The 16,733-nt window shown below is 63.8% G+C and carries 18 protein-coding genes; 11 read left to right on the top strand and 7 right to left on the bottom strand.

What is annotated here, in order from left to right; translation table 11 throughout:
• Nucleotides 1-120: 120 nt before the first annotated feature.
• From AB5Y80_RS19680 to AB5Y80_RS19690, 3 genes are all read right to left on the bottom strand, one after another.
• Nucleotides 121-513, bottom strand: coding sequence for a DoxX family protein (locus tag AB5Y80_RS19680; protein WP_010675909.1), 393 nt, complete (start codon nucleotides 511-513; stop codon nucleotides 121-123).
• An 83-nt stretch (nucleotides 514-596) separates the two neighbouring features.
• Complete coding sequence (locus AB5Y80_RS19685; protein ID WP_010675910.1) at nucleotides 597-1,283, bottom strand: pirin family protein; 687 nt, start codon at nucleotides 1,281-1,283, stop codon at nucleotides 597-599.
• A 30-nt stretch (nucleotides 1,284-1,313) separates the two neighbouring features.
• Entirely contained in the window at nucleotides 1,314-1,646 is a 333-nt protein-coding gene (locus AB5Y80_RS19690) for a hypothetical protein (RefSeq protein WP_039040128.1), read from the bottom strand.
• Between the two features lie 257 nt (nucleotides 1,647-1,903).
• On the opposite strand from AB5Y80_RS19690, the gene AB5Y80_RS19695 reads away from it, so the two are divergent.
• Both AB5Y80_RS19695 and AB5Y80_RS19700 read left to right on the top strand, forming a co-directional pair.
• A complete protein-coding gene (locus AB5Y80_RS19695; protein WP_010675912.1) occupies nucleotides 1,904-2,818 on the top strand; it encodes a LysR family transcriptional regulator in 915 nt (304 codons plus the stop codon).
• A gap of 443 nt (nucleotides 2,819-3,261) precedes the next feature.
• The gene (locus AB5Y80_RS19700; RefSeq protein ID WP_010675913.1) at nucleotides 3,262-4,026 is read left to right on the top strand and encodes a helix-turn-helix transcriptional regulator; all 765 of its coding nucleotides are present in this window, start codon (nucleotides 3,262-3,264) and stop codon (nucleotides 4,024-4,026) included.
• Between the two features lie 48 nt (nucleotides 4,027-4,074).
• Here AB5Y80_RS19700 and AB5Y80_RS19705 read toward each other — a convergent pair whose 3' ends face one another.
• The gene (locus AB5Y80_RS19705) at nucleotides 4,075-4,887 is read right to left on the bottom strand and encodes a UTRA domain-containing protein (protein ID WP_319859422.1); all 813 of its coding nucleotides are present in this window, start codon (nucleotides 4,885-4,887) and stop codon (nucleotides 4,075-4,077) included.
• A 183-nt stretch (nucleotides 4,888-5,070) separates the two neighbouring features.
• Between AB5Y80_RS19705 and AB5Y80_RS19710 the strand changes: the two genes are divergently transcribed.
• The 6 genes from AB5Y80_RS19710 to AB5Y80_RS19735 all read left to right on the top strand — a co-directional run bounded on the left by AB5Y80_RS19710 (nucleotide 5,071) and on the right by AB5Y80_RS19735 (nucleotide 10,365).
• The gene (locus AB5Y80_RS19710; RefSeq protein ID WP_010675915.1) at nucleotides 5,071-6,117 is read left to right on the top strand and encodes an ABC transporter substrate-binding protein; all 1,047 of its coding nucleotides are present in this window, start codon (nucleotides 5,071-5,073) and stop codon (nucleotides 6,115-6,117) included.
• 10 nt (nucleotides 6,118-6,127) lie between these two features.
• Nucleotides 6,128-6,961: an alkaline phosphatase family protein gene (locus tag AB5Y80_RS19715; RefSeq protein WP_219142987.1), complete on the top strand. Its 834-nt coding sequence runs from the start codon at nucleotides 6,128-6,130 to the stop codon at nucleotides 6,959-6,961.
• The gene (locus tag AB5Y80_RS19720; RefSeq protein ID WP_368173424.1) at nucleotides 6,961-7,857 is read left to right on the top strand and encodes an ABC transporter permease; all 897 of its coding nucleotides are present in this window, start codon (nucleotides 6,961-6,963) and stop codon (nucleotides 7,855-7,857) included. Before AB5Y80_RS19715 ends, AB5Y80_RS19720 begins: the two co-directional genes overlap by 1 nt.
• The gene (locus tag AB5Y80_RS19725; protein ID WP_039040132.1) at nucleotides 7,850-8,626 is read left to right on the top strand and encodes an ABC transporter permease; all 777 of its coding nucleotides are present in this window, start codon (nucleotides 7,850-7,852) and stop codon (nucleotides 8,624-8,626) included. The genes AB5Y80_RS19720 and AB5Y80_RS19725 overlap by 8 nt, the downstream gene beginning before the upstream one ends.
• Nucleotides 8,627-8,632: 6 nt before the next feature.
• Nucleotides 8,633-9,640, top strand: coding sequence for an ABC transporter ATP-binding protein (locus AB5Y80_RS19730; protein ID WP_368173425.1), 1,008 nt, complete (start codon nucleotides 8,633-8,635; stop codon nucleotides 9,638-9,640).
• A gap of 65 nt (nucleotides 9,641-9,705) precedes the next feature.
• Complete coding sequence (locus AB5Y80_RS19735) at nucleotides 9,706-10,365, top strand: HAD family phosphatase (protein ID WP_041211889.1); 660 nt, start codon at nucleotides 9,706-9,708, stop codon at nucleotides 10,363-10,365.
• Nucleotides 10,366-10,388: 23 nt separating this feature from the next.
• Here the strand turns inward: AB5Y80_RS19735 and AB5Y80_RS19740 are convergent, their stop codons facing one another.
• Entirely contained in the window at nucleotides 10,389-11,993 is a 1,605-nt protein-coding gene (locus AB5Y80_RS19740) for a sensor domain-containing diguanylate cyclase (RefSeq protein ID WP_010675921.1), read from the bottom strand.
• 110 nt (nucleotides 11,994-12,103) lie between these two features.
• Here AB5Y80_RS19740 and AB5Y80_RS19745 point away from each other — a divergent pair, with 110 nt between their 5' ends.
• Together AB5Y80_RS19745 and AB5Y80_RS19750 are read left to right on the top strand one after the other, a co-directional pair.
• A complete protein-coding gene (locus tag AB5Y80_RS19745; RefSeq protein WP_368173426.1) occupies nucleotides 12,104-12,544 on the top strand; it encodes a DUF2214 family protein in 441 nt (146 codons plus the stop codon).
• A 109-nt stretch (nucleotides 12,545-12,653) separates the two neighbouring features.
• The gene (locus AB5Y80_RS19750; protein ID WP_042864813.1) at nucleotides 12,654-13,553 is read left to right on the top strand and encodes a DMT family transporter; all 900 of its coding nucleotides are present in this window, start codon (nucleotides 12,654-12,656) and stop codon (nucleotides 13,551-13,553) included.
• Between the two features lie 69 nt (nucleotides 13,554-13,622).
• Here the strand turns inward: AB5Y80_RS19750 and AB5Y80_RS19755 are convergent, their stop codons facing one another.
• Together AB5Y80_RS19755 and AB5Y80_RS19760 are read right to left on the bottom strand one after the other, a co-directional pair.
• Nucleotides 13,623-14,480, bottom strand: coding sequence for a GyrI-like domain-containing protein (locus AB5Y80_RS19755; protein WP_194860107.1), 858 nt, complete (start codon nucleotides 14,478-14,480; stop codon nucleotides 13,623-13,625).
• Nucleotides 14,477-14,965, bottom strand: coding sequence for a GNAT family N-acetyltransferase (locus AB5Y80_RS19760; RefSeq protein ID WP_010675925.1), 489 nt, complete (start codon nucleotides 14,963-14,965; stop codon nucleotides 14,477-14,479). The genes AB5Y80_RS19755 and AB5Y80_RS19760 overlap by 4 nt, the downstream gene beginning before the upstream one ends.
• Nucleotides 14,966-15,117: 152 nt before the next feature.
• On the opposite strand from AB5Y80_RS19760, the gene AB5Y80_RS19765 reads away from it, so the two are divergent.
• The gene (locus AB5Y80_RS19765; RefSeq protein WP_368173427.1) at nucleotides 15,118-16,566 is read left to right on the top strand and encodes a catalase; all 1,449 of its coding nucleotides are present in this window, start codon (nucleotides 15,118-15,120) and stop codon (nucleotides 16,564-16,566) included.
• Nucleotides 16,567-16,733: the final 167 nt, after the last annotated feature.

Here is a 16,733-nt window from a genome sequence, read left to right on the forward strand (position 1 = left end):
GGCACTTGTGGCCTCCGGACTGCGCGCCGTCACACCGATGACATCCCCGGGAAGCGGGCACAAAAAAGCCGGTGCAGGGCACCGGCCAAAAGGCGTTGGAAAACTTGAAACGTCAGGGTATTACCAGTGCTTGCCGAGGCGGGCATCCAGGCTGAAAGCCCCTGCACCGGCCGCCGCCAGGGCCAGGAAACCACCGGCCACGGAGACGTTCTTCATGAACATCAGCATCTGCATCTGCTCGGCAGGCTGATAGTGGAAGATGAAGGCGGCCATCAGGGTGAAACCGGCCAGCAGCACGGAGAGGCTGCGGGTAAACAGGCCCAGCATGATGGCAAGACCGCCACCCAGCTCCAGCAGGATCACCAGGGGCAGCATGAACCCGGGCACGCCCATGGCTTCCATGTAACCCTGGGTACCGGCGTAACCGCCGATCTTGCCCCAACCAGCCATCACGAACATCAGCGCCAGCAGTACACGACCCACCAGCAGTGCCACATCTTTCATCTTGTCCATCGTCATATTCCTTTGCTTACCATCATGGTATTTACAGTGTAAAAGCTAATTGTTAACTCATTCATTTCGCCAAGATTTTTCTATCAAGGCAGGTCAAACAGCAGGGCTTCACTCCCCCTGGAGGCGGTGAGCACCCAGCTCGACTCATCGCGGCTGAGCAGCCCGTCGCCGGGTCGGGCAGCCAGACCGTTGCCGGTCAGCTCCCCTGAAATCATGTGCAGGTAACCATGACGCCCTTGCAATGCCCACTCGAGGGTCTCCCCTTCTGCGAGCTGCAGACGCCACACTCTGGCCTGCTGGCGGATCCTGAAGGATCCCGCCTCGCCGTCCGGTGACGCCACCAGCGTCATCCCGGGCTTGTTTTCAATCTTCTTCTGCTGATAACCCGGGGTCGTGCCGTGTTCATTCGGCTCGATCCAGATTTGCAGCAGGGAGAGCGGCTCGGTCTGCGAGGGGTTGTACTCGCTGTGCCGGATACCGGACCCTGCGCTCATCAGCTGGAAATCCCCCGCCGGGATCTGCTCGGCGTGGCCGAGGCTGTCCTTGTGCTCTATGGTGCCTTGCAGCACGCAGGTGAGGATCTCCATGTTGGCGTGAGGGTGGGTCGCGAAACCGCCACCCGGCGCCACCCGATCCTGATTGATGACCCGCAGGGCAGAGTGTCCCATCCATTCCGGGTCATAGTAGTGACCGAAGGAGAAGCTGTGACGGGCATCCAGCCAGCCAAAGTTGGCCTTGCCCCGTGCTTCTGCGGCTCTCAATTTCATCATGGTGTGCTCCTCACTGACCAAGTTGGTTCATTAACGCTGGCGACCGTCACCCAGACCGAAGGGGATGCGGTAGCTGCTGCTTTCGTTGCCCAGGCTCACCGTCAGGTTGCCCTGGGTGCGGCTCGGGATGGCGACCTGCTGGGTGCCCATCAGGTTGGCGTGGACGGAAGCCAGCAGATCACCGGACTCGTCGCGCACCTCCAGCATGGGGTTGGCCTTGCCGTCCATCGCGGCGGTGGCGCTCCAGTTGACGAACAGCACGCCCGGGGCGGCATTGAAGTCAGCGGGAACGGCAGCCTGGGCGGCACCTGCGGTCATCAGGCCTGCAACGGCCAGCATCTTGATTACGTTTTTCATGTTCATTCACTCTCTTGGGTTTTATGTCATTGCCAAGGCCCCTTGGGCCCGAATCAATGCATCCATGCAAGAGATCATTCAAATACTATGTTGTTCTTTTGCTGACATCAGACATCGTGTTTGGGGATGTCTCAGCCCGGAACTACCTTTTATTTGGCTGCCAGGCGTTCCTGCCTAAGCGTTGATTGAATATTAAAGTGACTTCCCCTAACTTGTTAGCGAGATAATCTGGTAAACACATTCAAAAAAATTGAAGGTTGGATATGGCCAAGGAATCGAACAAGGAGCGGGCGCTGACCCTGGAGGCGATCCGGGTGCTGGACGCCATCGACCGTCGTGGCAGCTTCGCGGCGGCGGCCGACGAGCTGGGCAAGGTGCCTTCGGCGCTGAGCTACACGGTACAAAAGCTGGAAGACGAGCTGGACGCCATGCTGTTCGACCGCAGCGGCCACAGGACCAAGTTCACCCCGGCGGGCCGCATGCTGCTGGAGCGGGGCCGGGTGCTGCTGGAGGCGGCCGAGCACCTGGTGGGGGAGACCCGGGCCCTCTCCCGTGGCTGGGAGACCGACATCACCATCGCCGTCGATGCCTTGATGCCGGTACAGGCTCTCTACCCCCTGGTGGATCGGCTGGCCGAACAGACCGATACCCGGCTGAGGTTTCGCGCCGAGGTGCTGGCGGGCAGTTGGGAGTGCCTGGAGGATGGCCGCGCCGACCTGCTCATCTCCTCCCTCAATGCCGATATCGCCATGACCGGCATCAAGCACCAGGTGCTCAGGGAGGAGGTGATGCTCTACGTCGCCCATCCCGATCACCCCCTGCATCAGGAACCCGAGCCCCTGGCGGACGAGACCCTGCGCCGCTATCGCGCCATCGCGGTGGCCGACACGGCACTGCGCAAGCCGGTGCTCACCTACCGCCTGCTCGACAAGCAGCCGCGCCTGACCGTCAGCACCATGGGGGAGAAGCGGGACGCCCTGCTGGCGGGGCTCGGCATCGGCACCATGCCGCAACGCTGGATTGAGGAGGACATCAAGGCGGGCAGACTCAAGGTGATCAGTCCCGAATATCGCCACCAGATCCAGGTCGTGCTGGCCTGGCGGCGGGACACCATGGGCAAGGCCAAGAGCTGGCTGGTGCGGGAGATCCCCAAGCTGTTTGCCGGTCAGGGGGAATAAAGGACTGCCTTCCGGGGTCGGTGGCGCAGGAAGTACCAAAACTGCGCCCCATTCTTGACGACGGGCTCAGATTCGGAGAAAAGAAAAAAAGCGGACCTCTTGCGAGTTCCGCTCAATGCCAGGAAAGAATAAAACCTTGCGGTTAAAAAAACCCTTAAATTGGAAGCAAACAATCGTTTTCTCAACCAGGAAGGTATTGAATCCGATTCGTGTTGAATTATGTGCGATGTAATATGCATCACCAGCAAAATGTTGAAAGGTTGAAGGATATGCACCACCGAGTGTCACTTTCTGCCACCTTGCACCACAACTGGTCAGGCCATTTCCGCCATTATCACCGGGTTACCCTCCTCTGGTTTTTCTAGGTGTCAAAATTTGAGCCCGATACAGACAAACCACTCAATTTCTGACACGACTAAAAATGCAGATAAAGGAATAGTTGCATGACCTACAGCCAGACACTGGCCAATCACATCCTCGACACCCTGAAGAAAACCCTGACCGACAAGGGGATCCGCTATCAGACCCTGGCAGAAGCCATGGGAGTTTCCATCGCCACCGTGAAGCGCATGATGAACAAGCCCTCCCTGCCGTTCGACACCCTGCTGGAGATCTGCCATCTGGTGGGACTCTCCTTCGAAGAGCTGCTGGACCGGACCCAGGATGCCCAGAGCCGCCGGGCCGTCTTTACCCAGGAGCAGGATGAGGCGTTTCACAAGGAGCCGGGGCTCTATGCCTTTCTCGCCAACATCTTCTGGCGCGACAAGACCCTCATCGATCTCAAGCGGGAGTACGGCCTGACCGATGCCTCCTGCTACCTCTATCTGCGCAAGCTGGAGAAACTCGGCATCCTGCAGCTTGGCATCGACAACAGCTACCACTTCCTCATCAGCGAGCGCATCAGCTTCGAGCAGCACAGCCGTTTCGCCCGCCAGCAGGCGCGCCAGGCCATGTCGGTGCTGGGAGACTATCTGGTGGAGAACATGCACAGGCCCAACAACTACATGGCGCTGTGCCAGCTCCATCTGGGGGAGAGCGAGGCCATGGCGCTGATCGATCGCATGAAGGAGTACTGGCATCAGGAGCTCAAGCTCAACCGCCCCGCCATCGGCCAGCGGGAGGGCAGCAAGACCTACACCATGTCACTGCAACTGGCGGACTGCGGCTACCAGAGCTTCGACGATCTGATCCCCAACATCGACAACTGATCCCGGTGGATCCTGCGGGATCCGCCCCGTCAGGGCGCCAGAACGCCGCTACTCTGCCAGTTGCACCTGCCGCGCGCCGATGGCGAGCGGTTGCAGTGCCCGGGTATCCAGGCAGATGCGGATGGCATCCGGTCGCCAGTGCTCGATGTCGCAATCCACCAGCTTCCCCTCCTCGTCATGATTGACCCGCACCAAGCGCAGCACGGCGCTCCCCTGGGCCAGGTTGAGGGCGCGGGCTATCTCTCCCCGGGCCGCCGAGGGGGTGATCTCGAGGCTCGCCCAGCCCTGGCCTATGCCATAACGCTGCCGGTAAAGCTCGGTGAGGGAGCTGGCCAGAGGAGCGCTGGCGATGCCGGGGAAACGGCTCGCCAGCAGGTGATGGCTGACGTGCAGCACCGGGCGACCGTCGATCAGCCGCTGGCGGCGGATCTCGTAGAGCGGCGTAAAGGGTTCCAGACCCATCCAGCGGCACAACTCGCTGCTGGCAAGCTGGTTGCCATGGGCCAGCACCCGGGTCTCGGCGGTGCGCTGCTGCTCGCCAATCCACTGGTGAAAGTGGGTGTGGATGGCAGGATCGTAGGTGAGGCGAGGCGGCGCCACGAACCAGCCGCGCCGCTCGGCCCGGTAGATGAGGCCGTCCGCCTCGAGGCTGGAGAGTGCCTCCTTGATGGTGATGCGGGTGGTGGCGAATCGCTCGCTCAGGGCCCGTTCGGCGGGCAGCTGCTGCCCCGCCGCCAGGTGTCCGCTGCCGATATAGCGGCGCAGGGTCCGGCAAATCTGTTCGCACTTGGAGGGTGTGCGGCCATCGGCCATCCCCTGTTCACTCAATCGCTCTGTCACTGTCACGTCCCTGTCGGTCATTCGGATTTGCACACCACTGGAGTAGACCAGAGATTGTCGACCCCGAGTTGTAACCGCCCCTGATGACAGCGCCATGACAGGGCGATTGTCACGAAACTGCCATCAAAGCGCCCCGCCACCGTCATATTTCCCCTCTAGCATCCCTCTCGAACCTTAACTGACCTAGTCCAAAGGGATGGGATGATGAAAAGCGTGATCGCAAGTGCACTGGCCCTGGTGGCCATCAGTCAACCGCTGTTTGCCGCCGAGAACATCGCGGATCTCGAAAAAGCCGCCCGCGGCGAAGGCCAGCTCCAGAGCGTCGGCATGCCGGACAGCTGGGCCAACTGGAAGGATACCTGGCAGCAGCTCGGCAGCATCTACGGCATCAAGCATCAGGATACCGACATGAGCTCCGCCCAGGAGATCGCCAAGTTCGCCGCCGAGAAGGCCAATGCCACCGCCGACATCGGCGACGTGGGCGGCGCCTTCGGCCCGGTGGCGGTCAAGCAGGGGGTCACCCAGCCCTACAAGCCCTCCACCTGGGCCGACATTCCCAACTGGGCCAAGGATGCGGATGGCCACTGGATGCTGGCCTATACCGGCACCATCGCCTTCCTGATCAACAAGGATCTGGTCAAGGCCGCCCCCACCAGCTGGCAATCCCTGCTGGGTGGCGACTACAAGGTGACCCTGGGTGACGTGGGCGTCGCCTCCCAGGCCAACAACGGCGTGCTGGCGGCGGCCTATGCCACCGGCGGCAGCGAGAAGAATCTGAAACCCGCCCTGGATCTGTTCGGCAAGCTGGCCAAGCAGGGCCGCCTGTCGCTGAACGACCCGACCATCGCCAACATCGAGAAAGGCGAAGTGGAAGTGGGGGTGCTGTGGGACTTCAACGCCCTCAACTACCGCGACCAGATCGACCCCAAGAAGTTTGATGTGGTGATCCCGAGCGACGGCTCCGTCATCGCCGGCTACACCACCATCATCAACAAGTGGGCCAAGAACCCCAACGCCGCCAAGTTGGCGCGGGAATACATCCTCTCCGATGCAGGTCAAATCAACCTGGCCCGTGGCTACGCCCGCCCCATCCGCAGCAACGTGACCCTGCCGGATGACGTCAAGGCCAAGCTGCTGCCGGCCGAGCAGTATGCCAACGCCAAGCCGGTGCAGGATCACGCCGCCTGGGAGCAGAGCTCCAAGGCCCTGCCGCGCCAGTGGCAGGAAACCGTCATGATCAATATGCAGTAAGGAGTGGCCAGTGCAACACAAGGTGATAGTGGTACTTGTGGATGGCCTGGCAGCAGAGGTAGCCCATTGCATGGGCTACCTCTGTGGCATGGTGGAGGCAGAGCGCGGCCTGCATACGACCCTGAGTGCCGCCCTGCCCTCCCTCTCCCGCCCTCTCTACGAGTGCATCCTGACCGGCGTGCCGCCGGTGGCGAGCGGCATCACCCACAACGGGGTGACGCGCCTGAGCCAACACGACTCCATCTTCCATCTGGCCCGGGCCGCGGGTAAACGCACCGCAGCGGCGGCCTACCACTGGGTGAGCGAGCTCTACAACCAGAGCCCCTGGCTGGCGGCCCGCGATCGCTTCACTCACGATGAGCAACTGCCCATCCAGCACGGCTGCTTCTACTGGGATGACGGCTACCCCGACAGCCATCTGCTGATGGACGGCGAGTGGTTGCGCAGCCAGTACGACCCCGATTTTCTGCTGATCCACCCCATGGGAGTGGACGATGCGGGCCACCAGTTTGGCCTCGATTCCCGCCAGTACCGCAATCAGGCGCGCCGCATGGACAGCCTGCTGGCCGACCTGCTGCCCCAGTGGCTGGCAGAGGGGTATCAGGTGGTGATCACCTCGGATCACGGCATGAACAACGATCTCAGCCATGGCGGCACCCTGGCCGAGGAGCGCACTGTGCCACTCTGGCTCTTTGGCGACGCCTTCGTCGAGCGCTGGCCGGATGGGGTGGCGATCGCCCAGACCCAGCTCTGCGCCCTGATGGCGGATCTGCTGGGAGTTCCCCACGACAAGCCGGCAGCCCCCCCGCTGCTCAAGGCGGCCTTTATGCGCGAGGTGCACTGATGATGCCTGCCACCACCGAGATCCTCGCGGATCAACAGGTGAAGCCACGCCGGGTGCGCCGCCACTGGCTGCCGGCCCTGGTGCTGCTGCCCTTTGTCCTCTTGATGATCCTGTTCCAGCTCGCCCCCATGGTGTGGGTGCTGGTGGGCAGCGCCCAGACCCCCGATGGCTGGGGTCTCGACCACTACCGGGAGATTTTGAGCTCCCCCTTCTATCTGCAATCCTTCGGCAACTCGCTGCGCATCGCCGGCATCGCCAGCCTGGCGGGGCTCGCCATCGGCACCCTCGGGGCCGCGGCCCTGCGCCACAGCGGCGAGCGGGTCAAGCGGCTGCTGCTGGCCTTCGTCACCATGACGGGCAACTTCAGCGGCGTGCCGCTGGCGTTCGCCTTCATCATCGTGCTCGGCATCAATGGCGCGGTGACCCTGCTGCTCAAATCCTGGGGCCTCATCGATGGCTTCAACCTCTATTCGGGCAGCGGCCTTATCCTGATTTACACCTACTTCCAGATCCCGCTTGCCCTGCTGCTGCTCTACCCGGCGTTCGACGCCCTGCAGGATGAGTGGCCCCAGGCCGCCGCCCTGCTTGGCGCCAGCAAGGGGCAGTATGTGTGGCACGTGGCGCTGCCGGTGCTGACGCCCGCCTTGCTCGGCACCCTGATCATCCTGTTTGCCAACGCGGTGGGAGCCTATGCCTCCGCCTACGCCCTCACCACCGGCAACTTCAACCTGGTGACCATCCGGGTGGCCAGTCTGGTCTCCGGCGACATCTTCCTCGAGCCGAATCTCGCGGCGGCGCTGGCGGTGATCCTGATGGTGCTGCTGGGGGTGGTGACAGCCGCCAACCAGTGGCTGCTGAAAAAGAGCTATGTGAACAAGGGGCAATCCCATGCATGATTTGACGCCGCGCTGGCCCAGATGGGTGCTGGGGGCGCTGGTCGCCACCCTGCTGCTGCCGCTGCTGGCAACCTTTCTCTACTCCATCTCCACCCGCTGGGGGGCGACCCTGCTGCCGGATGGCTTCACCCTCGACTGGTATCTCAAGCTCTGGGGCGACCCGCGCTTTCTGGCGGCCTTTGGCCGCAGCCTCCTGGTCTGTTTCGCCACCCTGCTGCTGGGGACCCTGGTGCTGGTGCCCACCGTGCTGGTGGTAGCCTACTACTTCCCTAGGCTGGATCCCTGGATGAACCTCTTGATCCTGCTCCCCTTCGCGGTGCCGCCAGTGGTCTCTTCGGTGGGGCTGTTGCAGATCTACGCTGACGGCGTGCTGCCGATTATCGGCACGCCGTGGATCCTGATCGGGACCTGGTTCACAGTGGTCCTCCCCTTTATGTACCGGGCGCTGGCCAACAGCCTGCAAGGGGTGCCGCTCAAGGATCTGATGGATGCAGCCCATCTGCTGGGGGCGAGCAGCGCCCGCGCCTTCCTGCTGGTGGTGATCCCCTGCCTGCGCAAGGGGCTGCTGGCGGCGCTGTTTCTCTCGCTCTCCTTCCTGCTCGGCGAGTTCGTGTTTGCCAACATGCTGGTGGGCACCCGTTACGAGACCCTGCAGGTCTACCTCTACAACATGCGTGCCACCTCGGGCCACTTCACCAGCGCCCTGGTGATGAGCTACTTCCTGCTGACCCTGCTGCTCACCTGGGCGGCCAACAGATTTCATCGGTGAATCAACATGTTCCATCTAGAAGTGAATCAACTGCACAAATCCTACGGCGACACCAAGGTGTTCGAGGGGATTGAATTCGGCATCCGCAAGGGGGAGCTGGTGACCCTGCTCGGCCCCTCCGGCTGCGGCAAATCCACCCTGCTGCGGGCGCTGGCCGGGCTCACCCCGGTGGATGGCGGTCAGGTGCGGGTGGCCGGTGAGGACATTACCTGGCAGGCACCCCAGAAGCGGGGCATCGGCATGGTGTTCCAGAGCTATGCGCTGTTTCCCAACATGACGGTGTGGGACAACGTCGCCTTCGGCCTCAAGATGAAGCCCCAGCCGGGGCGGGATCTTGCCGCCAGCGTGCAAGAGACGCTGGCCCTGGTGGAGCTGACCGGCTTCGAGCGCCGCTATCCGGCCGAGCTCTCCGGCGGCCAGCGCCAGCGGGTGGCGCTGGCCCGGGCCCTGGTGGTGCAACCCCGGATCCTCTTGCTGGATGAGCCGCTCTCGGCGCTGGATGCCCGCATCCGCCGCAGCCTGCGCCAGCAGATCCGCGCGATCCAGCAGCGCCTCGAGCTCACCACCATCTTCGTGACCCACGATCAGGAGGAGGCGCTGACCCTGTCGGATCGGATCTTCCTGATGAACAAGGGGTCCATCGTCCAGAGCGGCACGCCAGAGCAGATCTACACCCGCCCCGCCAGCGAGTTCGTGGCGGGCTTTATCGGCAACTACAACCTGCTGGGTGGCGAGCAGGCCAAATCCCTGTTCGGCCCGCGCTTTCGCGGCAAGCTGGCGCTGCGACCGGAGTCCATCACCCTGCTGCCCACCGGGGCGACCAGCCACGAGCCCAGCCTGCCCGGCATCGTTCGCCAGCAGCAGCTACTCGGCAACGTCATCCGCTATCAGGTGGAGTGCGAGGCGGGGCTGTTGACGGTGGATTGCCTCAACCGCCGTGCCGGCGATCTGCTGCCGGTAGGCAGCGCCGTGACCCTGGTGGTGGCCCGGGATCAACTCTGTGAGGTAGCATAACGCCATGAATCCCATTCATTTTTCAGCCAGTACCCCGATGCTGGCAGCCAACCCGAGGAGCAGCCATGGCCCTGGCACTGTTTGATCTGGACGAGACCCTGATAGCGGGGGATTCCGCCAGCCTCTGGCTGGAGTACATGGTGGCCCAGGAGCTGGCCCCGGCGGGCATGGTGGCCGAGGAGCAAGCCATGATGTCCCTCTACCATCAGGGCAAGATGGACATGCACCAGTACATGGCCTTCACCCTGCAACCGCTGGCAGGCAGGACGCGCCAGTGGCTCGACTCCCTCTGCACCCGCTTTGCCGAGCAGGTACTGCGGGAGCGTATCTATCCGGAGGGGCTGGCCCGCATCGAGTGGCACCGCCAGCGTGGCGACGAGCTGGTGCTCATCTCCGCCTCCGGCGAGCATCTGGTGGCCCCCATGGCGCAGATGCTGGGGATGGATCACTGCGTGGCCATCCTGCTCGACGAGGAAGCCGGCATGCTGACCGGCCAGACCCGCGGCACCCTGAGTTTTCGCGAGGGCAAGGTGGCCCGCATCAACCAGCTCTTTGCCGGAAAGGAACACCTCTGGCAGGGGAGCTTTGGCTACAGCGACTCCCACAACGATCTGCCCATGCTGCAGGCGGTGAGCCATCCTCATGCGGTCAATCCGGCCCCCGCCCTGCGCCAGTGCGCCGAGGAGCTGGGCTGGCCCCTCTGGACCTGGCAGTTGCACCCTTGATCCGCGCAATGAAGAAGAGGCCCTCAGGCCTCTTCTTTGCTCAACATGCCATCCCCTGAGGGCGAGTCGTCCCGGGGAGCCAGGGGATCCACCATGTAGATGCGATTCTTGCCGTCCCCCTTGGCGCGATAGACCTCGGCATCGACCATGGTCAGCAGGCTCCTGGCCCCGAGCCCGGGGGCACTCGCCACCAGGCCGCCGCTGAAGGTGATCCCAAGACCGGGTTCACGCCAGTGCAGGGAGGCCACCCCAATCCTGTACTGCTCCAGCAGCATCTGGCAGAAGTGGATGTCCGGATTGGCAAACAGCACCACCAGCTCTTCCCCGCCATAGCGGCATACCCAGCCATGATCCCCCAGCAGCTTGGCGCCAAAGCTGGCCACCCGCTTGAGCACCACATCCCCGGTCTGGTGACCATAGGTGTCATTGATCCGCTTGAAACCGTCCAGATCGATCATGGCCAGGCAGAAGCGGTCCTGATCGAGCAGCAGCCGATTCAACCGCTCGTCGAAGAAGCGCCGGTTGTAAAGGCCGGTCAGCTTGTCGAGGTTCGCCTGCTGGCGCACCTCGTGATAATCCTTGCTCACCTCCGCCAGCTCGGCATAGACGTGCCTGAGCTCGCGCATCCCCCCCTGGTGCACCTCGTCAGGCTGGGTCCGGCTGGCCCGGATCACGGTGGAGATCTCGTCCAGCATCCGCCTGAAATAACGGGACCAGATCAGTGCCAGCACCATGTAGAGCACGCTGGCCAGCACGATGATCCCGAGCACGTTGAGGGAGGCGCTCGCCACCACCGCCTGGATGCTGGAGGCGGGCAACACGCTGATCAGCACCCAGTTGTGGTCCGGCAGGCGGCTGTAGGCCACGAACTGGCGAGACGCCTGATCCAGGAAGATGCCGTCCTCCCCGCTGAAGCGGGAGAGCCAGGTCGGGTGGGTCATGGGCTTGAGCAGTTGTGAGGGATCGGGGTGGGCCAACACCTTGCCCGACTGGTTGACGATCATCTGGTAACCGCTGTTCCACTGCCGGTTCAGCTGGGCGGAGAAGGGGGCCAGGATGGCATCCACCGCGAAGACCCCCCGCACCTTGCCCTCCTTGTCGGTGATGGCCCGCGCCAGGGCGATCACCAGCGTGCCGTTGGTGTAGTCGTAGTAGGGTTCGGTCCAGACCATCTTGCCCACATGCTGGCTGGCCAGCTGATACCAGGGGCGCACCCTGGGATCGAAGTCCGCATCCGCCTGCCATTCGGGGTAGATCAGCATCTGGCGCTCGGCGGTGCCCACATAGATGTAGATGAGATCCGCCATCACCCCCTTGTAGAGGCGCCACTCCCTGAGATAGGAGTCGGTGTTGCGCAGGCGGGGGCCGCTGATGTCCTCCACCTTGACCTGGTCGTAGATGAGGGAGAACTGACGCTCCATCTCGTTCAGGTAGGGCTCGATGAAGACGTGGCGCAACTGGTGATTGGTGGCGAGCAGGCGCTGTTGCAGCTCTCGCTGCAGGCTGCGCTCCATGTGCAGGTAGTAGATGGCGCCCAGCATCAGGACGGGAATGAAGAGCAGAAGCAGGCCCAGGCGCATCCGTGCCACCAGGGACCAGGTCTTTTTGGAGACTGCTCGCTTATCCAACCCTGACTCCATGCTATCCCCTGACATCGTGTAGTGTCAGAATATCAGCCCCACCTGATGGCGTCCAAAGGGAAGCGCATCAGGTGGCCAACGAGAAGGAACTGGCCTGGATGTTGAAACCGGAACTGCTGACTGCCCTCCATTACTGCGCCGTGATCACCCTGACCGCTGCCATCACCTCGGAGTATTTCCTGTTCCGGCGCGGCATGTCCATCGAGCAGGTGCGCAAGCTGCTGCTGGCTGACAGCCTGGCCGCCCTGGCCCTGCTGCTCATCTTCATCACGGGCGTGCTGCTGGTGGTCGCCCATCCCCAGCCACCGGCCATCCTGTTTGCCAATCCGGGTTACCGCACCAAGCTGCTGATGTTCTTCGCCATGGCCATCAGCTTTGGCTACCCCAGCCGGCTGTTCCACCACTGGCGCCGATCCTTGCGCCAGGGACGGGCTCCCCTTGTCTCCACCCAGCAGCAGTTCTGGGTGATCTGGATCCTTAGGGGCAACCTGCTGCTGCTCGCCCTGCTACCCCTGCTCGCCAAGCTGGCCAGCCGCTGATCCTGCCCTCGCCCGGCAACAAATGGCTGACGACAAACGCCCCTTCTCGCAGGTATCGTAATGGCGGGGCCCGAGTGCCGCCGAGACTCTTTCTCAGGGATGATTCCGTATGCGTTCAAACATGATGTTATTGATGGCCGCCGCCATCTGGGGGCTGGGCTTCGTCGCCCAGCGTCTGGGGATGGATCACATGGGGCCCTTCACCTTCAACGGTCTGCGCTTCCTGCTGGGCGCCCTCTCCCTGCTGCCGCTCTTGTGGTGGCTCAAATCACGCCAGCCGCCCCAGCCTGCCGGTGATCACCGCCTGCTGCTGACCGGGGGCCTCATCGCCGGCACCGTGCTCTTCTCCGCCGCCTCCCTGCAACAGGTGGGGCTGCTCTACACCACGGCCGCCAAGGCGGGCTTCATCACCGGCCTCTACATCATTCTGGTCCCCGTCATCGGCCTGGCCCTGCGCCACAAGACCGGGGCCAACACCTGGGTAGGCGCCCTCATCGCCATGGCCGGGCTCTACTACCTCAGCGTCACCGAGGAGTTCACCATCGGCTACGGCGATCTGCTGCAAGTGATCGGGGCCCTGTTCTGGGCCGTGCACCTGCTGGTGCTGGATCACTACTCGAACCGGGTCGCCCCCATTCGCCTTGCCGGGGTGCAGTTCGTGGTGTGCGGCCTGCTCAGCCTGGCCACGGCCTTCGTCATCGAGACCCCGACGGCGAGTGGTGCCGTCGCGGGCTGGCAGGCGCTGCTCTACGCCGGTCTGGTCTCGGTCGGCATCGGCTATACCCTGCAGGTGGTGGGGCAGCGCGGTGCCCATCCGGCCCACGCCGCCATCATCCTCAGCCTGGAGACGGTGTTCGCCGCCATCGGCGGTGTCCTGCTGCTGGGGGAACATCTGGACGAACGGGCCGTGGTCGGCTGCGCCCTGATGCTGGCGGGGATGCTCATCTCCCAGATCCGCCTGCGCTGGTGGTGGAAGTCCCGCCGCAACAAGGTGCCCAGCCAGCCCTGATATCTGCGGTGGTCATTGACTCCAAATCAAACGAGGCGCCCTTGGGCGCCTCGTTTGATTGCCGCCTGGCTAGCGCACGCTGGAGCAGAAGCTCACGTCATCGCGCAGGGGGTCATTGCTCACGCTGTGATAGAGCTCGAAGCAGGGGCCGTCCCCAAAGGCGAGCCCGGCCGCGACGATATCGCCGATGTGCTCCTGCCAGCGCTCCCCGTACTGGCTGCGATCCGTGATGAGATAGCGGGACTGGGCGTAGCGCCCGGCGGGGATGAGCTGAATTTCCACCTCCCCCGTCCCCAGGGTGCCCACCGGCACGCTGATGCCGATGTCGGTGCGGCACTGGGCCGGCGGCGTCACCTCGGGGTTGTCGTGGTAGATGAAGATCCACTCTCCCCCTTCCAGGCCACGGGGCGCGGCCCACTGGTGAAGGCGATGGCAGACGGCGTCATACCCTTCGCCATAGGGGCCGGTCACGCGGATATAGGCCAGGGTGCGGGCGTCCATCTCGACGGTGTTCATGGTGTTGCTCCTTGCTGATGAGTGGCCTTCAGCATAAGGGAGTGCCCCTTGCCATGCGTGTCCTTCCTTGCGATCCAGGTGTCCGTTCTTGCCCTTGTCGCGGCGAAACTCCCCCGGGGTGCAACCATAGTGACGACGAAACGCCTTGGCGAAAGCCTGGGAGCTGCCAAGCCCCGCCCCCAGAGCGATGGCGGTGACGCTGGCATCGGTGTAGCAGAGCTGCCAGGCCGCCCGCTGCATCCGCAGGCGGCGGCACATCTCGCCAGGGGCCTCCCCCACCACGGCGGTGAACACCCGGTGGAAGTGGTAGAGGGAGAGGCAGGCGCGACTCGCCAGCGCCTCGATGGAGAGATCCGGATCCTGCTCCAGTGCCCGCAGCACCGGCGTCAGGCGCTCGCGATAGTCGATCATCGGCGCACCCTGGCCATGTAGAGGGCATCCACCAGCACCCCATGACGCAGGCCGTAATCCCGGGCTACGCCCTCCTCCACGAAGCCCGCCTTGCGATAGAGGGCCAGGGCCGCCTGATTGTCGGCCCAGACCGTCAGCTCCACCCGCGTCAAGCCGAGCCAGTTGTCCGCCAGATCCAGCGCAGCCTGCATCAGGGCGGTGCCCACCCCGCGCCCGGCCCAGTCATCGTGTACCGCCATGCCGATGCTCGCCACGTGGCGGCGACGGGGGGCCGGCTCCACCATCAGGACCAACGCGCCCGCCACCTCCCCCTCCCACTCCGCCAGCAGGCTGTAGATGCCATCCCGCGGGGTCAGCTTCTGCTCCCACTGCTGCAGGGAGGGGAAGGGAAGTTGCAGGGTGCCCGCCTGGGCATGGGGCATGGCGTGAAGATCCCGCAGGGCAGCGGCATCTTCCGGCCCGGCGCGGCGAATGGTGATGGACATGAGACCTCCTGATTGGCTGAATCCCATCTTGCCGCAAGGCTGGCGTCTGTTTCCACCCCCATCAGCGAAACCAATCAAAGGGTTAGGCACACTCCATTGGAGCCGCGCCCCCACTTCACCTAGTCTGGCGACTCATCACAAGGAGACCTGCCATGACCGACAAGACCCTGCGCAGCGCCAACGGCGCCCCCGTCGTCGACAACAACAACAGCCTCACCGCCGGCCCCCGCGGCCCCGTCCTGATGCAAGACATCTGGTTGATGGAGAAACTCGCCCACTTCGACCGCGAGCGCATTCCCGAGCGGGTGGTGCATGCCAAGGGCTCGGGCGCCTACGGCACCTTCACCGTGACCCACGACATCAGCGCCTTCAGCAAGGCCGACCTGTTCAACGCCGTCGGCAAGCAGACCCCGGTGTTCCTGCGCTTCTCCACCGTGGCCGGCGAGAAGGGGGCCGCCGATGCCGAGCGGGACGTGCGCGGCTTCGCCCTCAAGTTTTACACCGAGCAGGGCAACTGGGATCTGGTGGGCAACAACACCCCGGTGTTCTTCATTCGCGATCCCCTGAAATTCCCCGACTTCATCCACACCCAGAAGCGGGATCCCCGCACCAACCTGCGCAGCGCCACCGCCGCCTGGGACTTCTGGTCCCGCCATCCGGAATCCCTGCATCAGGTCACCATACTGTTCAGCGATCGCGGCATCCCCAGGAGCCTGCGCGAGATGAACGGCTACGGCAGCCACACCTTCAGCTTCATCAACGACGCCAACGAGCGCTTCTGGGTCAAGTTCCACTTCAAGACCGAGCAGGGCCACCGCTTCTACACCGATGAAGAGGCCGCCACCGCCGTCGGTCAGGACAGAGAGACCAGCCAGGCAGATCTGTTCAACGCCATCGAGCAGGGCGACTTCCCGCGCTGGAAGGTCTATGTGCAGGTGATGCCAGAGGCCGAGGCCCAGACCTACAAGATCCACCCGTTCGACCTCACCAAGGTGTGGCCGCACAGCGACTACCCGCTCATCCCGGTGGGCGTGCTGGAGCTCAACCAGAACCCGGACAACTACTTCGCCCACGTGGAGCAGGCCGCCTTCACCCCGGCCAACGTGGTGCCCGGCATCGGCTTCTCGCCGGATCGCATGTTGCAGGGTCGCCTGTTCTCCTACGGTGACACCCAGCGCTACCGCCTCGGCATCAACCACGGCCTGCTGCCGGTCAACGCCCCGCGCTGCCCGTTCCACCACGGTGCCCACCGCGACGGCGCCATGCGGGCCGACAGCAACGGTGGCGCCAGCCCCAACTACCAGCCAAACCGCTTCGGCACCCAGCAGCCGAGCGAGCAGCACGAACCGGCCCTGAGTCTGGAAGGGGCTGCCCTGCACTACGATTTTCGTGACTACGACAGCGACTACTACAGCCAGCCGGGGGATCTCTTCCGCCTGATGGACGAGGGGCAGCGTGCCCGGCTCGCCGCCAACCTGGCCCGCTCCATCATCAATGTGGAGGATGACGCCATCGTCGCGGCCCAGCTCAGGCACTTCGAGCAGGCCGACCCCGAGTACGCCAAGCGGGTCGAGCTGGCCCTGGCCGCCCTGCAACGCTGAGTCGCAGGCAGCCAACCTCTGCAAAAGCAAAACGGGGGCCCGATGGCCCCCGTTCTCGCATGACGGTCTTTGATGAATGAAAAACGCAGCCCGAGGCTCCGATTTCAATGCCGTATCCATCCCGGCCGCAGCGCCCTCGCGCGCTTCCCTCCCTTGCCAACAAGGGT

This window comes from Aeromonas sp. R2-1, assembly GCF_040908425.1.
Classification (GTDB): Bacteria; Pseudomonadota; Gammaproteobacteria; order Enterobacterales; family Aeromonadaceae; genus Aeromonas; species Aeromonas caviae.

Bases quoted from the DNA above. Each gene is read 5' to 3' on its own strand.
- AB5Y80_RS19680 (WP_010675909.1), bottom strand. From the start codon at position 513: ATGGACAAGATGAAAGATGTGGCACTGCTGGTGGGTCGTGTACTGCTG.
- AB5Y80_RS19685 (WP_010675910.1), bottom strand. From the start codon at position 1,283: ATGATGAAATTGAGAGCCGCAGAAGCACGGGGCAAGGCCAACTTTGGC.
- AB5Y80_RS19690 (WP_039040128.1), bottom strand. From the start codon at position 1,646: ATGAACATGAAAAACGTAATCAAGATGCTGGCCGTTGCAGGCCTGATG.
- AB5Y80_RS19695 (WP_010675912.1), top strand. From the start codon at position 1,904: ATGGCCAAGGAATCGAACAAGGAGCGGGCGCTGACCCTGGAGGCGATC.
- AB5Y80_RS19700 (WP_010675913.1), top strand. From the start codon at position 3,262: ATGACCTACAGCCAGACACTGGCCAATCACATCCTCGACACCCTGAAG.
- AB5Y80_RS19705 (WP_319859422.1), bottom strand. From the start codon at position 4,887: ATGACCGACAGGGACGTGACAGTGACAGAGCGATTGAGTGAACAGGGG.
- AB5Y80_RS19710 (WP_010675915.1), top strand. From the start codon at position 5,071: ATGAAAAGCGTGATCGCAAGTGCACTGGCCCTGGTGGCCATCAGTCAA.
- AB5Y80_RS19720 (WP_368173424.1), top strand. From the start codon at position 6,961: ATGATGCCTGCCACCACCGAGATCCTCGCGGATCAACAGGTGAAGCCA.
- AB5Y80_RS19725 (WP_039040132.1), top strand. From the start codon at position 7,850: ATGCATGATTTGACGCCGCGCTGGCCCAGATGGGTGCTGGGGGCGCTG.
- AB5Y80_RS19730 (WP_368173425.1), top strand. From the start codon at position 8,633: ATGTTCCATCTAGAAGTGAATCAACTGCACAAATCCTACGGCGACACC.
- AB5Y80_RS19735 (WP_041211889.1), top strand. From the start codon at position 9,706: ATGGCCCTGGCACTGTTTGATCTGGACGAGACCCTGATAGCGGGGGAT.
- AB5Y80_RS19745 (WP_368173426.1), top strand. From the start codon at position 12,104: ATGTTGAAACCGGAACTGCTGACTGCCCTCCATTACTGCGCCGTGATC.
- AB5Y80_RS19750 (WP_042864813.1), top strand. From the start codon at position 12,654: ATGCGTTCAAACATGATGTTATTGATGGCCGCCGCCATCTGGGGGCTG.
- AB5Y80_RS19755 (WP_194860107.1), bottom strand. From the start codon at position 14,480: ATGATCGACTATCGCGAGCGCCTGACGCCGGTGCTGCGGGCACTGGAG.
- AB5Y80_RS19760 (WP_010675925.1), bottom strand. From the start codon at position 14,965: ATGTCCATCACCATTCGCCGCGCCGGGCCGGAAGATGCCGCTGCCCTG.
- AB5Y80_RS19765 (WP_368173427.1), top strand. From the start codon at position 15,118: ATGACCGACAAGACCCTGCGCAGCGCCAACGGCGCCCCCGTCGTCGAC.